The organism is Calothrix sp. UHCC 0171 (genome assembly GCF_034931845.1).
GTDB lineage: Bacteria > Cyanobacteriota > Cyanobacteriia > Cyanobacteriales > Nostocaceae > Brunnivagina.
This window is the reverse complement of record NZ_JAYGHN010000019.1, coordinates 40,812-62,046: the sequence shown is the minus strand read 5'-3', so window position 1 is coordinate 62,046 and position 21,235 is coordinate 40,812. Positions and strand designations below refer to the sequence as shown.

Sequence of the window (21,235 nt, the reverse complement as noted above, 5' to 3'; positions counted from 1 at the left end):
TTTTGATTTTGATGATACATATCTTTCTCCGCCAATCAATATTCCAGAATCTTGTTATGCTAATGTGCCACCTTCACTCTTAATTAACTCTAAATAATGCCCTTCAACTTGACGTAACTCATCATGAGTTCCACGCTGGACAACTTTACCGCGATTTAAAACAATAATTTCATCGCAATCACGAATCGTACTCAAACGATGCGCCACAATTAAACAAGTGCAACCACGTAAGCGTAAATTTTGATCAATAATTTTTTCTGTTTCTGTATCTAATGCACTAGTTGCTTCATCCATCACCAAAATAGCTGGATTATTCACCAAAGAACGAGCTATTTCTAATCTCTGTCGTTGTCCCCCACTCAAATTGGTTGCGCCTTCCAATAAATCGGCATTATAACCACCAGGAAGAGAAAGTATGATTTCATGAACCGCAGCATCGCGGCAAGCTTGCATCAAATTACTATCAGGAATAGTTGTATCCCACAAAGTCAAATTATCCCGTACAGTTCCCGCAAAGAGTGTAATTTCCTGTTCAATAGTCGCAATTGAATTAGCCAAAACTTGACGGGGAATTTCTGTTTTCGGCTTACCATCAAAACAAATTTCACCTGTCCAAGGTTGGTATAAACCAGCCACAAGTTTGGCAACAGTTGATTTACCCGAACCACTGCCACCCACTAATGCAACACGTTGCCCCGGTTTCAATGCCAGACTAAAATTTTCAATTAAAGGTGCAGCATTCCGATTGTAACCAAAAGTGATATTCCGTAATTCCAAATATCCTCCTAATTTGGGAAATTGCGTATGATTTCTGGCAAATTGGGTATGGGAAACTTGTTTTTCTCCACTTCCTTCCGGGGGATTTTGTAAAACATCATCAAGTCTATTTACACTTCCTTCGAGTTCCTGCAAATCGCTACCTAAACTAACTAACTGATTCACAGGTTGGAGAAATTGCTGCATCAAAGCTTGAAATGCCACCAACATCCCAATAGTCAAGTTACCATTCATTACCCGCAAACCGCCGACAGTCAGTAATAGCATCGAAGTTACACCTGATAAAAACCCAGGCAATGTTCCTAAACCTTGGTTGAGACTGTCCATATCTTGACGAACATTAATTGCTTTCGCGTAATATCCCGCCCAACGGTTGAAAAAATCAGATTCTAAACCCGAAGCTTTCAAAGTTTCCATACTTTGTAAACCAGATATTGCTACCCCGCTTACTTTCCCTTGTTCCTGCATTAAGCGCATATTGGTATCTACACGCTGTTGAGACACCCACTGCAAAGCGACAAGATTAACTACTACAAAAGAAATACCAATTGATGTTAAAACTTTATCGTATTGCCACATGACAATACCATAGAAAATTACCATTACGGCAGAAATTACTGTTGTTGCTAATTTACCGGAAAGTAAACTGGCAAGATTATCATTAATTTGAATTCTACTACTGATTTCTCCAGCAAATCTTTGGTCATAAAAACTAACAGGTAAATGGAGTAAATGCCAAATAAATTTACTTGACATTCCCATTGCCAACTTGATTTTCATCCGTCGCAATAATTGCAATTGTAATCGAGTTAATAACCCACTTAAAATGGCTGTAAAAAACATTGCAAATATTAGGGGACGTAACCAATCTTCGCGATTTTGAATTAATACTTGGTCAACAAAAACTTGGGAAAAAGTCGGCATTGCTAAACCCGGTAATACCAGAAAAAATCCAGCTAAAACACAATAAATTAATGACCAAATATTTCCCTGTAACCTTTCCCATAAAGATAAATATAAACTGGGTTTGCGTCCACCTTTCTTAAACTCATTACCCTTTGCAAATACTAAGACAACCCCCGTAAATGCTTCGCTAAATTCCTCTAGTGTAACTTTACGTCTTCCTGTTCCTGGATCATTCAAAAAAACGTACTTTTTACTAAAACCTTCGACAACTAAAAAATGATTGAAATTCCAAAAAACAATATAGGGAGCTTCGAGATTTTTTAAACCTTCTAATTCAACCTTAAAACCCTTCGCTTGTAAACCATAACTCCGGGCTGCATTAAGTACATTCGTTGCCTTACTCCCATCTCGTGAAATCCCACAAGCCTGTCGCAATTCCGCCAGAGGAACAATGCGATCGTAGTATGCTAATATCATTCCTAATGATGCTGCACCACATTCCACAGCTTCCATTTGTAGTAATGTGGGAGTGCGACGAATAGGACGAAATTTAGGTTTTATTTTGAATGTTTTTTCTAGAATTTGTTTCAACATCAATCTTTAATTCTCCTGGCTAGAGAAGTGATATATCGCCCTCTCTCAATAAATATTTAGTCACTGGGGCTATTCTGAGAACTAACTATTTCTAGGAGAATAGACTGATGCAGTTTCGTACCTGGCTACAATCCCAAGCAATCAAGCAAATGTAGTGTTTGTGTAGTTGCATTTGCGAAAACTGAAATTCAGCTAATTTCCAGTCGCAAAAATACTTAGGCAAGCCCAGCCTGAGACATTTCAAACAATCTCCAGTAAACTGGTCGATTTATCGGTGATTAGCAAATATTTGATTTTATGAGCGCGAGGCTTTAAGGTAAAGTCAGATATGTAAACATCAAGGTGAAATTTTTCACTTATTATTTAATGACAGCAACATAAGTTAATTTATTGCTGTAAATATTAATTGGCAGAGTTGCGCCTATGGAATTATCAAGTAAGTTAGAATACGCGCTTTTAGCGTTGTTAGAAATAGCAAACCTTCACAATAACGGCGAACCCCTGCAAATTCAACAAATCGCAGATGCTCGAAATATACCCAAAAGATACTTAGAACAAGTCTTAGCAACTCTCAGACGTGGGGGCTTGATTAAAAGTACAAGGGGAGTTAAAGGGGGTTATGTTTTGGCGCGAGAACCTCACCAAATCAATGTTTTAGACGTATTAGAGTGTATTGAGGGATTGGAAGCAACGTTACCTAGTGCGAATATTAACCCGGAAACTGTGGGCGGAAAAGTGATTCAAGAAGTTTGGCAAGATGGGTGTAAGGCGCTGTATAAAGCTTTACAAGAGCGTAGCCTGCAAGATTTATGTGATTTAGAGAAGAAGCATTCTCATATGGCATTGATGTACTACATTTAAGGATGTAAAAACACTGTCAGGCACTAAAATTTAGTTGCGCTCAATTATCGGACAGATTTTATTTTCAGTTTGCTCTGGAACTTTTTCCCAATCTGAAATAATTTCTTCTAGTTCCGACTTCAAAACAAGTAAATGTTGAATTTGTTCTTCGATCGCAGCTAGTTTATCCAGCAATTTCGCTTTAATATGTTGGCAGGGTAAATTACCGCGATCGTGGACATCGAGAAACTCTCTAATTTCTGTTAAACTTAAACCTAGACTTTGCGATCGCTTAATAAAATGTAAACGTTCGATAATATCTGCATTAAATAATCTAAATCCGCCTTCAGTTCGACTCGAAGCCCTGATTAAACCGACTTCTTCGTAATAGCGAATGGTTTTAATGGGTATACCGCTTTCTTTGGCGATTGTGCCAATTTGTTGTAACTGTTCTTGAACTAACATAGATTTATTATTTATTTACCTTTGCTGGCTAATATCATCCTAAACTCTCTAGTGAACTAGAGATGAAGATAATTTCAAGTCTGGCAAATCATTGATTATTAACTTTTCCCTGCGTCTCTCTATCTCCATATCTCCGCGTCAGTTTTATCCTAGGTATTTAAGCGAACCTGATATAATTCCAGAAAACTCCAGTTCAATTAAAATTTCCGCGCCCAATCATCACGCCAACGCTCAACAACAACTTTTGTTTGTGTAAAAAATTCCACAGCATGGTTTCCTTGTCCATGTAAATCGCCAAAAAAGCTTTCCTTCCAACCACTAAAAGGGAAAAACGCCATTGGTGCAGCAACGCCAATATTAATACCAATATTCCCAGCTTCTGCTTCATATCGAAACTTCCTCGCAGCAGCCCCACTAGTGGTAAAGAGACAAGCCATATTACCATATTGTCCACTATTTACTAGTGCGATCGCTTCATCAATTGTGTCCACATGCATTAAACCTAGCACAGGACCAAAAATTTCTGTTTTGGCAATTTTTGATTCTGGATTGACATTGTCCAAAATAGTTGGACGAATAAAATAACCCTTTTCATAACCAGAAATTTGGGGTTTTCGTCCATCTACTAATAATTTTGCACCTTCTTCATGACCTTTTTGAATTAAACCTTCAATCCGCTTTTGACTTTCGGCGGAAATTACAGTCCCCATTTCCACATTTTGGTCTAAACCATTACCAACTATTCGTTTTTTGGCTGTCTCCACAATGGCTTCCGTAAAACTATTTTGCGCGGCTCCTACTGTTACAGCCAAGGAAGCGGCGAGACATCTTTGCCCTGCACAACCAAAGGCACTATCGGCAGCAATACGGGTAGTCATTTCCATCTCGGCATCTGGCAAAATAATAATTGGATTCTTGGCACCTCCTTGACACTGCATTCGTTTACCACTGGCGGCACCACGAGAATATATATATTTAGCGACGGGTGTAGAACCAACAAAACTAATTGCACGAACTTGGGGATTATCTAAAATACTATCTACAGTTTCTTTGGCTCCATTAACTAGATTGACAACTCCTTTAGGCAATCCCGTTTTTTCCAATAATTGAAAAATCTTTTGCATTGTTAGCGGTACTTTTTCCGAAGGTTTGATAATGTAAGTATTGCCGCAAGCCAATGCATAGGGTAAAAACCAAAACGGAATCATCCCTGGAAAATTAAACGGACAAATTGCGGCACAAACTCCTAAAGGTTGCCGTATCATCATTTCATCGATACCGCGTGCAATATCCTCGGAATTAGTTCCCTGTATCATCATGGGAATACCACAAGCAACTTCCACATTTTCAATTGCCCGTTGCATTTCACCTTTTGATTCTGCCAGTGTCTTACCACATTCCTGGGTAATAGTTCTGGCTAAATCTTCAAAATTTTCTGCTAATAGATTTTTGAGTTTAAATAGGTATTGTACTCTTTCTGTTGCTGGAGTTCGTCGCCAGGAAATAAATGCTGTAGCTGCCGCTTGCACAGCTGCATTTACCTCAGCAGCAGTTGATAAAGGCACTTGCGCCATTACTTCTACTGTGGCGGGATTTCTCACTTCTAGGTAGTTGGCAGTGGCGGATGTACACCATTCACCATTGATATAATTGGGTAATTTATTCAGGGTTTTCATAAGTCAGGATATGTTTAATTAAAGTAATATTGAAATATTGTTTTTTTAAGTTTCACGGTTACAGGGAAATAGTTAATCAAAGCTAACACAATTTAAGTGCGATCGCATTTCTCATAAACCTCAATTACAATATCAAAAATACAGTTCAGAAGATGACAGTAACAACACTCTTAAATTTCATGTTTTTTTTAGTTTTTACTATTGAATTTTATGTATTTTCCAACCATAAGCATTGTTACTAGCCAATACCCAAATGAGTGTGAAAACCGAACCTGATTGGAGCGCTATTTCTACCTGAAAAAATCATCTTTGACTCGATACAATTAAGACATGGCTGAAATGATGCTGTTTCTTAAACAAGTTTAATAGCAGTAAGACATGCAGTCTTCAGGAGAAAATAAAAATATGGGAAATCAATTCAAAACAGCTGCTTTGCTTGCTGGATTAAGTGGTCTTTTAATTGCTATCAGCTATTGGGTTATTGGCGGTACTACAGGTTTGATTGTAGGTATTGGCTTGGCAGCAGTAACAAATTTATTCTCTTGGTATCAATCAGATAAAATTGCACTAGCAGCTTATCGTGCCCAAGAAGTAAGTGAGGCACAAGCACCAGGGCTTTACCGCATGGTAAGCAAGTTGTCTCAACGAGCAAATTTACCGATGCCGAGAGTATATATTGTACCTGACTCTGGAGCCAATGCTTTCGCTACAGGACGTGATCCTGAACATGCAGCAGTAGCTGTCACAGAAGGGATTATGAATATTTTACCTGAAGACGAACTCGAAGCTGTCATCGCCCATGAATTAACACATATAGCTAATCGCGACACCCTTACACAAGCGGTTGCAGCCACGATTGCAGGTGCAATATCCTTCCTGGCACAAAACCTATTTTGGTTTGGTGGAGGCTCGCGGGATGATAATAACCGGGGTGGGAATTTTGTCGGTTTATTGTTAACAATGATACTTGCACCGATATCTGCAACAGTCATTCAAATGGCAATTTCCCGTACCCGTGAGTTTTCAGCCGATGCCGGAGCCGCCAGAATTACAGGAAATCCTCGTGCTTTAGCCCGTGCCTTGCAACGTTTAGAATCAACTGCACGTCAAATGCCCGTAGAATCTGGAAATCCTGCATTTGAGTCATTATTAATTATTAATCCTTTCTCTGGTGGTTCATTCGCTAATTTGTTTAGAACTCACCCGACAACAGAAAAACGAATCGAAGCATTACTCAATTTGGAAAAAGAATTACCAATTAGATAGTAGTGAATCCTAAATTCCCAATTCTAAATTCTGAGTAAATAATAATTTCTCCTTTCTCCTTTTCCCTATTTCTATTTATGGGTGCAACTTCCTGCCAATAACACCATAATTACAAACAAAAGGATGTTGAAAGTATGACTAACCATAATATTGAACCCGTAGAAATTGACATCACTCCACAAACCAACGATATGGTTGATACAGAAATGGCTGGCGAAACTGATGAATTAAAACAGGAAACAAAAGCTTTGATTGAAGCGCTAAAACGCCGTGCCCAAGCTGAAGCCGAATCTGCGGGAACACTAACTCGCGAAACCTATTTAAGTGCAGTGCGGAAAGCACGGGAAACTATTGAAGGTGAAAAAATTATTGAACGGGAAAAAATTGAAAACTCGTTGAATGTGATGCAACAAGAGGCTGAAAAGAATTGGCATTTGTTTGTCAACCAGTTTACCGAGTTAGGTTTGCGTCTTCAGGATGCTGCAAAAGCTGCATGGGAAGCTTTTAATGCACCACGCCCAAATTAGAACGAATATTACTCATCCTATCCTAGTACGTGAAGGCAGAAGTAAGAAGGCAGAAGTAAGAAGGCAGAAGTAAGAAGGCAGAAGGCAGAAGTAAGAAGGCAAAAGGCAGAAGGCAGAAGTAAGAAGGCAGAAGGCAGAAGTAAGAAGGCAGAAGGCAGAAGTAAGAAGGCAGAAGGCAGAAGGAATAAAGCTTCTAAAATAAGCTTTTTGTCACTTTAGAATGATTGGTTCATTTCCGCCGAACTGTACTAGTCTATAAAATTACCAATAGAGACGTGACATATCGCGTCTCTATTTGATTATGCATAGGCATAGATAGGTATTATATATTACCTAAACACAAATTTCTGTATTTTGATTCTGGAACAATTCTGAAATTTACGTGTCATTTCGTAGTATTCCATTTTCATTAATGGATAGCGAATCCGTTTTCTTCCGGATATATCGAAAAAAAGAAGAAAACTTGTCCTAGTAATTCTCACACACACTCGAAATAATACACATGAAGTTACGCTTTATATTACTTAGCGTCGCCAGTATTGGGCTGCTTTCTTCTCCCGCAAATGCTTCTCGACTAGAATCATGGTATTTCGATCAGACACAAAATCAACTCAATATTACTACAGAATCAGCAGTACAACCAAAGGCATTCTTAATTCAGAACCCGACACGATTGGTACTAGATTTACCAAATACAAATATTGAGGGAAATACCATACGCGATCGCTTTGGTTCTAAAGTTAGGGAAGTTCGCATTGGTAAAGTTGATAGCAAAACTGCTAGGGTTGTTGTGGAATTAGCGCCGGGATATACTGTTTCACCGGAAAAGGTATTAATTCGTGGTGATTCGGCTTCACACTGGATTGTGAATTTCTCATCCATTGAACGTATTTCTAGTGGTGGTTCTCAATCTAGTGAAGAAAAATTTCCTGTTCAAGTAGGTAGTATTTCCCCTTTTGCAGGTGTAGTTCCTTTAGGTAGTGAAATATCACAACTAGCTGCTCAAGTCAGAACCCTAATGGCACGTTATAAATCCATCGAACCGGGCATATTTGTTCTGGATTTAGACACAGGTAATTATTTAGATTACAACGGCGAAAAAATTTTTTCAGCAGCCAGTACAATTAAGTTTCCGATTCTAATTGCTCTTTTTCAAGAAATAGACGCGGGTAGAATCAAACCGAATGAAACCTTGGTGATGCGGCGCGACTTAATGACGGGCGGTTCTGGAAATATGCAGTACAAACCTGCTGGAACTCGCTTTAACTTGATGGAAACTGCCACCAAAATGATTACCATCAGCGATAATACTGCAACTAATATGATTATTGATCGTTTGGGTGGAAAATCAAAGCTCAATCCTCGCTTTCGCAATTGGGGATTACAAAATACAGTCATTCGCAATCTTTTAGGTGATTTTAAAGGTACAAATACCACTAGTCCCAAAGATTTGGTAAGACTATCGGCATTAATTTCCAATAATCAGTTATTAACTAACTCCAGTCAGACTAAAGTGATAGATATTATGCGGCGTGTGCGAAATCGAAGTTTGCTCGCATCTGGAATTGGCAAAGGTGCAGTCATTGCTCATAAAACTGGAACATTAGGAGTAATTCTCGGAGATGCAGGAATTATTCAACTACCATCAGGTAAGCGTTATCTAGCTGGTATCATGGTTAGAAGACCTTTTGGAGATTCGCGAGGAACCCAGTTTATCAGTCAAGTCTCTAAAGTTGTATATGGTTATCTGAGTCAACCGAGAGTTGCCAGACAACCATAATAATTCGTAATTCGTAATTTCCTAACTCAGGACTTTTAACTGCTTAAAAAACTCTTGCAATTTGCCTTCGATTTCCAGAATCTAGTAATAGCGCATCGACTAGGGGAGCAATTTTTATTGCTTCCTCAACCGATTTTTCATCCTCTAACTTTATCAAGACGACGAAATAAATATAACCAAAGTGGTAGAGAAGCATTAATTGCCATCAACCTGACTAAATGTCCTGCTGTGACTATCTCAACATGATGATTTAAAGAAAGTGCCACTAAAATCATTTCCGCAGCGCCTCCAGGTGCGGTGACTAGCAAGCATGTCAACCAATCCCAATCTGTTAGGAACATAGCAATTAAAGATGCAAATACACCTGCAACTAATGTTGCGATCGCACAAACAATAGCATAGATCAAAGTTCGCTTGCTAAAGGTGGGTTTTTCTCCCCAATATTCCCCAATTGTAATACCCAATAACATTTGCCCAATTAAATTAGATAATGATGGAGGAGTAAAGTTAATCTCACTGACAAATGGCAAACTATTCATGATTGAATGAAAGCTCATGCCAACCATTAATGCGGCAAAAAAATCAGCAGCAGGTATCTGTAAACGTACCGCAAAATTCACTGCAATCACTACAAACAAGAATACTATTCCCAACAATCCTAAATATGATGGTTCCAGATTAATTAATGGTGAATTGCTGAGAAAATATGGTTGCACCACATCCGTATCTATCCCAGTTCTGGCAATGAGGGGAATCAGCAAGACAACGGATGTAACACGAATAACTTGAACCAAGGCTACAAGGGTGACATTACGATTATAGTCAGCTGCGATCGCTGACATCACCCCCACTCCTCCAGGTACTGTCGCCAGCATTGCTGTAAGTAAGTTGGTTTTACTCAAGCGTGAATAAACATAACCAATCCCGCAACCACTAATTAATAAAAAAAACGTCAAGACAATATATACAGGAATACCCTCAGCCACATTTGCAAAGTTCGCTTTGGCGTTAGAAAAACCAATTGCTAAACCCACCAACACCATCCCTACTTTCCTCGCCATGCGGTTGGGTTTGGCTTGATATTGAAATAATATGCGAATACTTTGAAAGATAATTCCACCCGCAGCAATTCCTCCAAATATCCAAGCAATTCCTCCAAAGTTGAACTGAGTCAGGATATAGCCTAGAGGTATCGCCAGAAGCAACTCTAAAGTTAAAATGATTAACTTTTTTGGCGATATTTGTAATTTTGTAACAGATGCTGTTTCATGTGCAGATACCCGCGAAGTTGGAGTCGCACTTAAAGTTTGATTGATTAACACGAGTTTATTAAATTAGTCTGTTTAATCGAGTTTATATATCCAAGCTAACCTGAAGCGAAACCAAATGCACCTAACTCAAGCTCGATTAGCAACTCATTTCCCCAAAAAGACAAAATTCTCGCTACAGCTAAAGCAAATAAAGCCAATTTAGCTATAACGAGGCATATACTTCTGATTTGGAGCCATTGAAAACCTTCGGTAGAAACAATTAACTAAGCTTTAGTCTTGTTGTTCCCACCTATTCGTAAAGATATTATTAAACTGGAAAATAATCTATCTATCGGAAGGAATATTTAAATTGTTCATTGAAATTCTTCTCATCGCGATTGAAGGATTGTAATTGGATGGGGATATTAAATATAAGCTAAAAGCCAATAGTGAAGGACGAACGAAGATAAAATTTGAAGAAATGGCTAATTACACAACTTGCAATTAGCCAGGAGCAACCAGGAACACTTAGTCATATCATGTCCGCTTGAATACTTATTATTAAGACTGACACGGAGACTTAGAGACGCGGGGACGCGGAGAAATTTTAATTGTAAGTGATTAGCCGAACATGATGTCAAGGGCAATCAGCAATCGCAATCATTCTCATATATGCGGCTAGATAAATAATTACCCCTAATCTCATTGTTAAAGTATTTACCAACGGAGTTTGTATCATGCAAATCCTGCCAAACTTCCGGCTCTACACCTGCATATTGGTAAACTGCACCGTTACGAAATTCAATTTGTAAAACAGACATGTCCGCATCATAGCCAACTGCATTTGCCATCGACGAATTAATTGGTAACATTGCGATCGATTCATTAGCTGGAGGTAGTGCCGTTGCTTCTGCAACTATCTCATTGAGTTCTTGCAATCCTGCAAATACTGCGACTGGTGCTTCTATCTCCAATAATTCCAGTTCATCGCCTCGATTTAATAATAACTGCAAGTGCCCATTTGTATGGGCTACAGCAATTACACTACTCAAATTCAGTCTCGACAGCTTCATGAATTTAGCTCTCCTAAATTGCTGATTCTGATGACTTTTGCCATGCAATTTCTTGATTGGGGGGACTTGAGAATCTTTAAAGATATTCAACTAATTAACAAGTGGTAGTTCAAGTGTACTATACTTTAAGCCCGTGGTCAAGTATTTAACTAAAAAATACTCAACCGCGATTCATGTTGAGCATTTATGGGAATATTGGCGTAATTAGCAGACAGACTTGTCGCTAGCTCAGGGAAAATACAGAAGATTTGACGTACTCTCATCTATAAATTGGAACAATTTGATTTATTTCTGATTGATGATATTGCTAATTGTCGTCGCTAACTTGCCTACACCTTCTTGACTATAGTTAGGATCATCCTCATCTAAATTGATCCGTTGATTGGATAATACCGCGATCGCAATACCTTTGGAAAACTCAAGCCTGATGTGAGATTCTGCACCCCTTTGAGCACCACTATAAGTAAAAACACTGTTCCATCCTAATTGTTGTCGTCCTTGTGGAGACAGGAATGAACCATCGATGACTTTCATCCCAAATTTAGCCAAATCAACGCTAGAGGACTCAAAACCACCGCCTGCATATTTCCAACTCAGATTATCTCGATTTGCTGGTATATTCTTATCATTAGCATCATTTTTATCTTGATAGATATTTGCCCGTTTACTGTTGGCTTGGTTGATAAATTCAGGACGCAAGCTTGATAAATTTAACCCTTGAGTCAGTTCTTGATTGACTAATCCCGTAAATGACTTTTTCGATGAACCTTCGAGTACCGCTCCTAAAACTGTATAAGCATGGGTGCTGTAACAGGGTTTAGTACCAGGTTTGAACATCAAGGGGTCTTGACTAAATAATTTTGTCGCTGCGGTAGCTGTTGAATATTGGGTATTGCTGGAATCCTTCCAATTCGGGTTATTGGGAACTTCACAGTCTTTGGCTTTACTTCCCCGATAGTGACGAATACCAGATTGACGTTTTAGTAGATGAGCAACAGTATAGGTGTGATGGGCTGGTAGTTCAGGGACATAAAAACGGGCTGGCTTGTCAAGCGAAAGACCTTTTTCAACTTGACGCATAGTCAAAGCCATTGTAATTGGTTTGCTCACTGATGCAAGGCGAAATACAGTCCCAGAGTCAACTTTTTGCTGTTTAGCGATGTCTGCGAACCCAAACCCAGCAGCATAAACTATTTTGCCATTCTGTGCGATCGCAACACTCATCCCCGGAACATTAAATTTATTTTTGTAGGTATTAATTGCAGCATCAACTTGTCGTTTTGGTGTCCAGTTAGCTTGATTTATTTGCCGCTCAACTTGTGCATGGATTATTGGCGGAGTTGGAGATATGGACTTGTTGAAGGAGCTTTCTCTAACTTCATTTGGTGTAATTTCTGCTACAGTGGCAGTCGAAATTGAAGCAACAATTAAGATTATAGTTGAGAAAAAAGTCATGGAGATTTTCATGGTTTTCATAGTTACTATACTGAATATCAAAAGTAAATTTATTGTTGATTTACCGGCGTTAATTGATGAGAAGTTCGATTATACTCATACTTACCCGCAGGTATTTCTGAAGTAGGATTGACGCACACATCACTATTACTTAATCCTGTAAGTATGACCACTGAATTTCCAGAATCACAATCAACTTTTGTCCACCCCCATTTAGCTAAAATTTCATCAGCCGAATTACCCACTTGAACAATTGATGGTGGAGTTCCCGGTAGTGAGTTTGGGTTTGTAGCCAGTTCTTCTGCATTTTCTGAAGCAGAATTGGAATTATCTGATCTTATTCCTTGATGACCTAAAGTTTCAATCCGTTTTTGTTCAGTTTCTGCATCTGCGGTAATTGCGGTTTTGACAATTCCAGCTATTTCCCGAATTATTTCCAACCCTGTCGAATTAGATTGCGAATTATCACTAGATTCTAAGTCAGGGGTTTCTGGATTTGCTAAATCGGGATTTTCAGCTTCTGGTTCTTGAGTTTCAGTTGCTGTATCTGTTGGATTGGGTTTTTTCTCGGTTGGAGTTCCTACCCTACCTGGTAAGTTTGAAAATACACGAGTTCGGCTTCTATTGGGAAAAGAAATAGCTGGATTTAGCCGAGTTGTAACTCTTCGGGGTGCTGTCACCCGTGCTAATAAAATTTTGCCACTGCGGTCTTTGCGAAATTGATAATTACCATTTTTTAAGGGATACTGTTTACCTGTACCGACGATAAATAGACGTAGACGGTTCGCTGGTAAAGTATTTTGATAGGAAGCTTTTTGCCCTGGAGCTAATTCATAAATTTTACCTGTCGGGAGAGCAAACTTAATTATTTTGTCAGTTTTATTTTCAATCGTATATTTAATACTAATTGTTGGTTGATTAGGTATTTGGTTTTCTTGGCAAGGTGCAGCAGAATCACCACACTTTCCTTCTCCAGCTTGGACAATATTTGTTATGCCTAATAAACTAGTTGAGACAATACTCAAAACCAAAAATGTACCAGTTATCAGTTTATGTGTCCGCATCGCTTAAACTCCTTTGAGAATAATATTTTTGCTTGTCCATTTATATTTACGTACGGGGGATTTTGAAAAAATATGCATAAAAATACTTATTCTCTATCAATAAAAAATTAAGAAAAGTAAAATCAAGTCGATTGGAGTTGTTAGCTGGTCGAGAATGTGACGTGTATGCATTAACAACACCAATCTCCGATTACTTGCTATCGCACTCTTTGAGATGGAAAATCTTTGTCATCAAAAGTTGCAGTTACTGTGACAGGAAATGTTTTCTGTTGTCTTGCAAGACCAGAACATTGTCCCCACACATCAATTGATTTTTTCAGAGTTTTTTTGACAGTCTTCGTTTTATTGTTAGATGGACCAGGTTTAGGCCAAGCACCACCTAAAGCTGTTTGTCCTGCTTTTTCTAATTCTTCTAAGGAAAATGGTTGCATGGTCACAGTTCCAGAATAATTCTGAAAATTGGTATTTCCATTAAACACAACCCTTGTACTTTGTCCTTGAGGTTGATAAGCTAAATAAGTAATTTGACGACCGGCAGGACAAGTCATACCCAGCTTGAATTTGATGTCGAGATTTCCTGATTTAGTAGCTAAAACATGGATACCACAATCAACAACTCCTTCACAGTTACTACGCTTCATGGGGACATATGCAGTCGTACCACCCAGCTGAGATAAACTTGGACCCAACGGAGGAGGGGAACTACCTAAATCATCCTTTGTTGTAATTTGTGCAAACACACTATGGGATATTGATGCTGCAATTAAAGTGCTGATTGCAAGAATTTTGAGATAATATTTCATCACTATTACCTTTATTTTAATTAGTTTCTTGGTGCTGGAATTGGATTATTTTCCGGACAGTCAACCGAATCAATTACGCCCAATTGACACTTATTAATCTGAAAATCTTGAGGTATTTCTGGTGGAAATTTAAATTGACTGTTTGGATTTGGATTTTGAAAATTTCCGTTTAATGGTCGAGGTTTGATCCGATTGGGAATACAACCAAGTTGAGGATTTAAAGGAGGTGTTGCGGGAACCCAGCCATCGGGACAACCGGGTGGATTCACTGGTGTTGATGCAAATGCTACGCTGGAGATTGAAATGGTACATAAAGTATTTATGACCATTAATGATGTCAAAATTTTGCGATTTAACATGATGTTAACTCCTGAGAAATAATCAAAAACATCCAAAAAACAAGAAAATTTAGTAATGCGATATTAGAGGCGATCGCATTACTCAAAATTTACAAATTAAAACATTAAACAGCTATAACTAACTAGTCACCTTAAAAGTACAACCACTCCAACCTGAACTCACACGCATATTCGATGCATTTACAAAAAAGTCACCTCCATTTCCTCTCACTGTTTTTTGTCCTTGAATGCAAGAGATTTTTCCAGTATTTTGACCACTGGTTTTGTAGTATCCCCATTCGGCTCTATCTACACTATGACCAGCATTTAATACCTTTTGAAAAACACTGAAACAATCATCGGCAATTGAACTACCACCGTACGCATAATAACTAATCCCTTTATTCGATGCGGCTGTACAATAAGCCTTTTGATTCGATTGTGCTACAGCTTGGTTTGTATTCATAGTTGAAGATAAGGTCACAACACTTAGTAACAAAGCTGCCGACAAAACTGGTTTAAATTTCATAATTTTCACCCATTAATATTGTGATATCTACTTGAGAGATGAAAATCATTAAGCTTTATTTATGAAATATTCATCTCTTCAGTTCATGGCTATATCATGACGTAAGTAAATCAAGCTCACAATAGGAAATAATCAGACATTAAAAATGTCAAAAAATAAGTAATCAGATATTAAACATAGGAAAAAATCAGGTAGTTATAAACCAAAATAGGATAAAGTCAGGTTTTAGCTGGCAATCATTGCCACAAGTCAAAGAAAAACTATAATTAACTCAGCCTCAGTTATTACCCAGTAATTTTTTATGGACTCACCATTAGGTACTGGTGAACAAAAACTAATTGTCAAGAAATGTAAAGCCTGTCTGTTAACTTCCGAAAAACTACTTCAAACTTTGAAGCTATACAAGAAAGTTAAACACAAAGTTATCCAACTTTGTACTTGTATGACAGAATCAGATTTTACTTGGGAAACAGCCCTGGAATTTGCTGATAAGCTTATATTTGACAACACTGGTATTCATTTAAAAGATATTGAAATAAACGTACTTCAGGCTTCTTGGGAAGGTGTCACCTATCCGCAAATGGCAGATAATTACGGTTATAGTGCTGAATACCTAAACAAAGATGTTGGCAATAAGTTGTGGAATAAGCTTACCGAAGCATTGGGAAAGGGAGAAAAAGTTAGCAAACACAATTTTAAAGAAGCACTAAGACGAAGTTGGAAGCAGCACAAGTGTGTAATTAATGACATTAGTCAAACTTTACAATTATCATTAATACCAAGAGACTCTGTTTATATCGAACGTCCTCCCATCGAAGAACGCTGTTTTACAGAGATTATCCAACCTGGATGTCTGCTACGAATCAAAGCTCCTTTGCAGACAGGAAAAACTGAGCTGATGTCGAGAATATTGCATTATGCAAGTAATCAAGGCTATCGAACAGTGGAGTTAAATTTGCGGGACGCAACTGCGGCAGATTTTTGTAGCTTAGACGCCTTTTTACAGTGCTTGTGTACCAGTATTACGGAAATGTTGCAGGTGAGTTATCCAGTTGCGGAACATTGGCGGAAAAGTTTGGGAAATAGCAAAATTAAGTGCAGAACCTATTTTGAAAAATATTTGTTAACGGCTGATAAACCTTTGGTTTTAGCTTTAGATGAAGTCGATAAAATGTTTCCCTACCCAGAAATTACAGGCGAGTTTCTAGGGATGTTAAGAACTTGGCATGAAGATGCAAAAACTCGTCCTTTGTGGCGACAATTGCGGTTAGTTGTGGTGCATACTCAAGCTTATATGCAGTTAGATATCAATCAGTCACCTTTTAATGCAGGAACAGAGATAAGTTTGCCAGATTTTACTGCCAAACAAGTACTGTTATTTGCACAAAAATATGGTCTAGATTGGGATATAAATCAAGTTATGCAGTTAATGGTAATGGTGGGGGGACATCCTTATTTAGTTGGAGAAGCCATTAAACATATATCCCAGGAGAATATATCCTTAGAAGAAGTTTTGCGAACTGCTGTGACTGGATGGGGTATGTATCGCTATCATTTACAGAAACATTGTCAGAACCTTTTGGCTAATTCTCAATTAATTGCAGCATTTAAAAAGGTTGTCACCACAGATATTTCCGTTGAATTCGATGGGCTACTAAATCAAGATACAGCAGTTAAGTTAAATGATTTAGGTTTAGTTACACTTTCGCAAACAAGTGCTAGACCCCGTTATGAATTGTATCGTTTTTATTTTCGCCAGCGTTGTCAAGAAAATGATTAATATTCGTCAAAACACTTGCTAAATCTCTGACATAAACCACATCTATATTAACTTCATTTCTCAAGCTAAATAAGGCTTAAATTAGTAATTATTAATATAGGATAATCCAAAATTGGATGATTTATGAGTACAGTCAAAACATTCAGTAATTGTTATCAAGTTGGTGGTAGTTTACCTTTGACTACAACTACCTATGTCTTGCGACAAGCTGATGAGGAACTGTATGCAGGATTAAAGGCTGGTGCGTTTTGTTATGTGTTAAATTCTCGACAGATGGGTAAATCTAGTTTGCGAGTGCGAACTATGAGAAGATTAGCAGCAGAAGGATTTGCCTGCTGTGCAATTGAAATGAGGGATATCTGTGGGTATGGAGTGACACCAGATGAATTTTTTGGTGGTTTTTTGAGTTTAATCGTCAGTGGTTTTAATTTAGAAATTGATGTGGGAGAATGGTGGTATCAGCATGAATATATTTCTCCGTTACTAAGGTTAAGTAAGTTTATTGAAGAGGAATTATTAGAGAAGTTTGCTCATAATATTAATAGCAAAAAAATAATTATTTTTGTTGATGAAATTGATAATTTACTCAACTTAAAATTTAAAGATGATTTTTTTGCTTTTGTAAGTGGCTGTTATAATAAAAGGGCTGATAATTATCAATATAATCGCTTAACTTTTGCATTATTAGGAGTTGCAACACCCACAGATTTGATAGCAGATAGTAATCTCACACCGTTTAATATTGATAGTCAAGCTGTGGAATTAACGGGTTTGGAACTTGAGCAATCAGTTCCCCTGGAACAAGGATTTGTGGGAATAGCTAGAAATACAAAACTGGTGTTGCAGGAAGTATTAAATTGGACAGGTGGGCAACCATTTCTAACTCAATGGCTGTGCCAAATAGTTTGTACATATCCTTCTATATTTGTGTATCCAAATAATGAAGCTGAGTGGGTAGCAGAAATTGTTAAAGAAAGAATAATTGATAATTGGTGGACACAGGATAAACAACAGCACTTACAAACAATTAAAGAGCGTATTTTAAGTAATGAGTCTCGTAGTTGTCGGTTATTGGGTTTGTATCAACAGATTTTGCAACAAGGGGAGATTACTGCTGATGATAGTCGTGAGCAAATAGAATTAAGGCTATCAGGTTTAGTAGTTAAGCAGCAAGGCAAAATAAGAGTTTATAATCGCATTTATGAGTCAATTTTTAATCGTGATTGGGTTGACAAACAACTAGAAAACTTACGTCCTAATTTTTATACACAAGCATTTTTAAAATGGCAAGCTTCTGGTTATCAGGGAACTACATATTTATTACAAGAAACAGACTTACAAATAGCTTTGAAATGGGCAACAGGTAAAAGTCTAAGTGATTTAGATTATCAGTTTCTTTCGGATAGCCAAAAATTAGCAATTCAAGATTTTGAAATTGCTTTAGGTGATGCTGAAACAGAGCTTAATCAGGCTAATTTACAAAAGCAACAGGCACAACAACAAGTTAATCATGTATTACGACAAATTAAGTCAGCTAAACAGCAATTAAAGAGGACAATTACTATCGGCTCTATTTCCATAGTGGGGATGATATTAGTTGCGACAGGATGGGCAAAAAAAGCTGATTTCTATGCTCGTAAAGCTGATAAAGAACAGGAAAATGCCAAATTAGCCCAAATCGAAACTCAAGAGGTACAGCAGGACTTATTACAAGCTATCGAAAAAGAAAATTCGGCGAGGGAAAAATCATATTTAGCCGAAAAACAACACAAATATGCTCAACAAAAGGCAAAAGAGGCAGAAAATGTAGCACTAGATGCTCACATTCGAGCAGAAAAAGCTGAAACTTCACGCAAACAAGCTCAAGGAACAGTAAAGCAAGCGGAAATATTAGCAGAAAAGGCTCAAATTAGACGCACTCAAGCAGAAATTGCGCGAGCAAATGCTCAACAACAAGCAGCTATAACTGAGCAAAAACGAAAACGGAAAGAACGAGAATTAGCAGAAAGTCAGGTAGTAACTCTTAGTTTATTCGCGCAAGCAATTTTACCAGAAAATCCCTTTGAAGCAATGTTAAAAGTGATGGAAGGGTCACAAAAATTCAAAGAATTAGAACAAGTAGCACCATCTGCAACTAATACAAGAATAGTAATAAAATCTACATTACAACAAGTTTTATTTGTAATTAGAGAACGAAATCGCTTACAAAGCCATCGAGGTACTATTAGAAGTGTAAGCTTTAGCCCAGATGGTCAATATTTAGCTTCTGGTGGTGAAGACAATACAGTAAAATTGTGGAATAAAAAGGGGTTTTTAAGATTTACATTTGAAGGTCATAGCGATAAGATTTGGCAAGTTACATTTAGCAACGATAGTAAAATTTTGGCATCTGCTAGTGATGATGGGACAGTGAAATTGTGGGATATAAAAAAACAAAGTCTAATTAGAACTATTCCTGCTCATCGTGAATGGGTGAGAAGTGTGGTTTTTAGTCGAGATGGTAAAATTTTGGCTTCTTCTAGTTCTGACGGCACAATTAAATTGTGGGATGTGAAAACTGGTAATTTATTAAAGACTTTAAACAAACATCGCGGTTGGGTGACACATCTGAGTTTGAGTCCTGATGGTAACATTTTGGCTTCCACTGGAGCCGATCGCACAGTAAAATTATGGAATTTAGAAACTGGTGATTTACTGCGAACTCTTGAAGGTCATACTGGTAATGTCAGAAGCGTAGCTTTTAGTCCAGATGGGAAAGTTTTAGCTTCCGGTAGCGAAGATAATAGTATTAAATTATGGAATTTAAAAGATGGTAAGGAAATAGAAACTATCCAAGAATATCGCGCTCAGATTTGGAGTGTTGTTTTTAGTCCAGATGGTAAAACTTTAGCTTCTCTGGGTGCTGACAGTACAATCAAATTACGAAAAGTAGATAATATTACTGATGTCTCAACCGAAGCTCAAGTCTTCAAAGGACATCAAGGAAGAATTTGGAGTGTGGCTTTTAGCCCAGATAATAAAACTTTAGCATCTGGAAGTGTCGATGAAACTGTCAGATTATGGAACTTAGAAGAAAAAGTCGATACCTATGTTTCTGCTAATAGTTTGATTAGCGTTAGCATCAGTCCAGATGGTAAATTATTTGCATCCGCAGGTAATGAGGGGATTGTAAAACTGTGGGATATGCGAAGTAAACAACTACTCTTTACATTTAAACATGATAAAGCGATTCGCAGTATTCGATTTAGTCACGATGGTAAATTTTTAGCTTCCGCTAGCGATGATCAAACAGTGCGTTTGTGGAATGTTAAGGATGGTAATCTATTTAAAACCCTTCAGGATGGTCATAAGTATAGTATTGTCAGATTTAGCCCTGATGGTAAAACTATTGCAACTAAAGGTCATAGAAGATTAAAACTGTGGAATATTCAAGATGGTACTCCCATAAGAACCCTTGAAGATACGTCAGACAAACGTTGCTTAGTGAGAAGTATTAATTTTAGCCCCAGTGGTAAAACGATCGGTGTTGCTTGCTCCTACGGCAATGTGCAAATATGGGATACCATAACTGGGTCTGTGCTTTTGAATATTAAAGCTCACAGCAGCCATGTTTCTAGTATTAGTTTCAGCCCTAATGGAAAAATATTTGCCTCTGGTGGAACTGATAGTAAAGTTAAATTGTGGAATGTGAATAATGGTAAGCTAATTAATAAAATTAATGCCCATCAAAGTGATATTAGAAGGGTGACATTTAGCCCTGATGGTAAAATTTTAGCTTCAACTGGCGACGATATGATAGTCAAGTTATGGAAAGTGGCGGATGGTAGCCTTGCGAGTGAGTTGAGAGGGCATCAAGGAAGGATTATTAGTCTTAGTTTTACTCCTGATAGTAAAATTATTGCTTCCGCTAGTTCTGATAACACCGTAAAACTGTGGAATTTAGATGAGCATTTTGATGATTTTCTCAACCAAAGTTGTTCGTGGTTGTCAGATTACTTTGTCACACATCCAGAGTTAAGAGGTAAATTCAAAGTGTGTCATCAAAGCAGCAATTTGTGAAGAGAATTAATAGTCCAAGTTGTACTATTCGTATGGGTTTGATTTCCAATATT

16 protein-coding genes are annotated in these 21,235 nt (G+C 37.8%); 6 read left to right on the top strand and 10 right to left on the bottom strand.

From position 1 onward, the window contains the following. Window positions 1-54: 54 nt before the first annotated feature. Entirely contained in the window at window positions 55-2,196 is a 2,142-nt protein-coding gene (locus VB733_RS15665; RefSeq protein ID WP_416336322.1) for an NHLP family bacteriocin export ABC transporter peptidase/permease/ATPase subunit, read from the bottom strand. A gap of 504 nt (window positions 2,197-2,700) precedes the next feature. On the opposite strand from VB733_RS15665, the gene VB733_RS15660 reads away from it, so the two are divergent. Then, window positions 2,701-3,138, top strand: a complete 438-nt coding sequence (locus tag VB733_RS15660) for an Rrf2 family transcriptional regulator (protein ID WP_323340985.1) — start codon at window positions 2,701-2,703, stop codon at window positions 3,136-3,138. A gap of 30 nt (window positions 3,139-3,168) precedes the next feature. On the opposite strand, the gene VB733_RS15655 is transcribed toward VB733_RS15660, so the two are convergent. Further along, entirely contained in the window at window positions 3,169-3,582 is a 414-nt protein-coding gene (locus VB733_RS15655) for a heavy metal-responsive transcriptional regulator (protein WP_323340984.1), read from the bottom strand. A gap of 197 nt (window positions 3,583-3,779) precedes the next feature. After that, window positions 3,780-5,258: a CoA-acylating methylmalonate-semialdehyde dehydrogenase gene (locus tag VB733_RS15650; RefSeq protein WP_323340983.1), complete on the bottom strand. Its 1,479-nt coding sequence runs from the start codon at window positions 5,256-5,258 to the stop codon at window positions 3,780-3,782. Window positions 5,259-5,663: 405 nt separating this feature from the next. Here VB733_RS15650 and VB733_RS15645 point away from each other — a divergent pair, with 405 nt between their 5' ends. The 3 genes from VB733_RS15645 to VB733_RS15635 all read left to right on the top strand — a co-directional run bounded on the left by VB733_RS15645 (window position 5,664) and on the right by VB733_RS15635 (window position 8,831). Continuing rightward, on the top strand, window positions 5,664-6,524 hold the full coding sequence (locus VB733_RS15645; RefSeq protein ID WP_323340982.1) for a zinc metalloprotease HtpX: 861 nt from the start codon (window positions 5,664-5,666) through the stop codon (window positions 6,522-6,524). A 134-nt stretch (window positions 6,525-6,658) separates the two neighbouring features. Further along, window positions 6,659-7,051, top strand: coding sequence for a hypothetical protein (locus VB733_RS15640; RefSeq protein ID WP_323340981.1), 393 nt, complete (start codon window positions 6,659-6,661; stop codon window positions 7,049-7,051). A 502-nt stretch (window positions 7,052-7,553) separates the two neighbouring features. Then, on the top strand, window positions 7,554-8,831 hold the full coding sequence (locus VB733_RS15635; RefSeq protein WP_323340980.1) for a serine hydrolase: 1,278 nt from the start codon (window positions 7,554-7,556) through the stop codon (window positions 8,829-8,831). Between the two features lie 137 nt (window positions 8,832-8,968). Here VB733_RS15635 and VB733_RS15630 read toward each other — a convergent pair whose 3' ends face one another. The 7 genes from VB733_RS15630 to VB733_RS15600 all read right to left on the bottom strand — a co-directional run bounded on the left by VB733_RS15630 (window position 8,969) and on the right by VB733_RS15600 (window position 15,343). After that, window positions 8,969-10,147 (bottom strand): AbrB family transcriptional regulator, encoded by a 1,179-nt coding sequence (locus VB733_RS15630; protein WP_323341031.1) that lies wholly within the window; start codon window positions 10,145-10,147, stop codon window positions 8,969-8,971. Between the two features lie 581 nt (window positions 10,148-10,728). Then, on the bottom strand, window positions 10,729-11,154 hold the full coding sequence (locus tag VB733_RS15625; protein ID WP_323340979.1) for a KTSC domain-containing protein: 426 nt from the start codon (window positions 11,152-11,154) through the stop codon (window positions 10,729-10,731). A 285-nt stretch (window positions 11,155-11,439) separates the two neighbouring features. Next, window positions 11,440-12,630, bottom strand: coding sequence for a serine hydrolase domain-containing protein (locus VB733_RS15620; RefSeq protein ID WP_323340978.1), 1,191 nt, complete (start codon window positions 12,628-12,630; stop codon window positions 11,440-11,442). Between the two features lie 29 nt (window positions 12,631-12,659). Then, a complete protein-coding gene (locus VB733_RS15615) occupies window positions 12,660-13,673 on the bottom strand; it encodes a hypothetical protein (RefSeq protein WP_323340977.1) in 1,014 nt (337 codons plus the stop codon). A 197-nt stretch (window positions 13,674-13,870) separates the two neighbouring features. Continuing rightward, window positions 13,871-14,476, bottom strand: a complete 606-nt coding sequence (locus tag VB733_RS15610; protein WP_323340976.1) for a hypothetical protein — start codon at window positions 14,474-14,476, stop codon at window positions 13,871-13,873. Window positions 14,477-14,496: 20 nt separating this feature from the next. Further along, window positions 14,497-14,835 (bottom strand): hypothetical protein, encoded by a 339-nt coding sequence (locus tag VB733_RS15605; protein WP_323340975.1) that lies wholly within the window; start codon window positions 14,833-14,835, stop codon window positions 14,497-14,499. A 118-nt stretch (window positions 14,836-14,953) separates the two neighbouring features. Continuing rightward, window positions 14,954-15,343: a hypothetical protein gene (locus VB733_RS15600; RefSeq protein ID WP_323340974.1), complete on the bottom strand. Its 390-nt coding sequence runs from the start codon at window positions 15,341-15,343 to the stop codon at window positions 14,954-14,956. Window positions 15,344-15,644: 301 nt separating this feature from the next. Between VB733_RS15600 and VB733_RS15595 the strand changes: the two genes are divergently transcribed. Continuing rightward, window positions 15,645-17,123 carry an AAA-like domain-containing protein gene (locus tag VB733_RS15595; protein WP_323340973.1) on the top strand — a complete coding sequence of 493 codons (1,479 nt, stop codon included), beginning with the start codon at window positions 15,645-15,647 and terminating at the stop codon, window positions 17,121-17,123. A gap of 123 nt (window positions 17,124-17,246) precedes the next feature. After that, a complete protein-coding gene (locus tag VB733_RS15590) occupies window positions 17,247-21,182 on the top strand; it encodes an AAA-like domain-containing protein (protein ID WP_323340972.1) in 3,936 nt (1,311 codons plus the stop codon). Window positions 21,183-21,235: the final 53 nt, after the last annotated feature.

Excerpts from the sequence above, each read along its gene's own strand:
- VB733_RS15665 (WP_416336322.1), bottom strand. The coding sequence starts at position 2,196 with ATGGAAGCTGTGGAATGTGGTGCAGCATCATTAGGAATGATATTAGCA.
- VB733_RS15660 (WP_323340985.1), top strand. The coding sequence starts at position 2,701 with ATGGAATTATCAAGTAAGTTAGAATACGCGCTTTTAGCGTTGTTAGAA.
- VB733_RS15655 (WP_323340984.1), bottom strand. The coding sequence starts at position 3,582 with ATGTTAGTTCAAGAACAGTTACAACAAATTGGCACAATCGCCAAAGAA.
- VB733_RS15650 (WP_323340983.1), bottom strand. The coding sequence starts at position 5,258 with ATGAAAACCCTGAATAAATTACCCAATTATATCAATGGTGAATGGTGT.
- VB733_RS15645 (WP_323340982.1), top strand. The coding sequence starts at position 5,664 with ATGGGAAATCAATTCAAAACAGCTGCTTTGCTTGCTGGATTAAGTGGT.
- VB733_RS15640 (WP_323340981.1), top strand. The coding sequence starts at position 6,659 with ATGACTAACCATAATATTGAACCCGTAGAAATTGACATCACTCCACAA.
- VB733_RS15635 (WP_323340980.1), top strand. The coding sequence starts at position 7,554 with ATGAAGTTACGCTTTATATTACTTAGCGTCGCCAGTATTGGGCTGCTT.
- VB733_RS15625 (WP_323340979.1), bottom strand. The coding sequence starts at position 11,154 with ATGAAGCTGTCGAGACTGAATTTGAGTAGTGTAATTGCTGTAGCCCAT.
- VB733_RS15620 (WP_323340978.1), bottom strand. The coding sequence starts at position 12,630 with ATGAAAACCATGAAAATCTCCATGACTTTTTTCTCAACTATAATCTTA.
- VB733_RS15615 (WP_323340977.1), bottom strand. The coding sequence starts at position 13,673 with ATGCGGACACATAAACTGATAACTGGTACATTTTTGGTTTTGAGTATT.
- VB733_RS15610 (WP_323340976.1), bottom strand. The coding sequence starts at position 14,476 with ATGAAATATTATCTCAAAATTCTTGCAATCAGCACTTTAATTGCAGCA.
- VB733_RS15605 (WP_323340975.1), bottom strand. The coding sequence starts at position 14,835 with ATGTTAAATCGCAAAATTTTGACATCATTAATGGTCATAAATACTTTA.
- VB733_RS15600 (WP_323340974.1), bottom strand. The coding sequence starts at position 15,343 with ATGAAATTTAAACCAGTTTTGTCGGCAGCTTTGTTACTAAGTGTTGTG.
- VB733_RS15595 (WP_323340973.1), top strand. The coding sequence starts at position 15,645 with ATGGACTCACCATTAGGTACTGGTGAACAAAAACTAATTGTCAAGAAA.
- VB733_RS15590 (WP_323340972.1), top strand. The coding sequence starts at position 17,247 with ATGAGTACAGTCAAAACATTCAGTAATTGTTATCAAGTTGGTGGTAGT.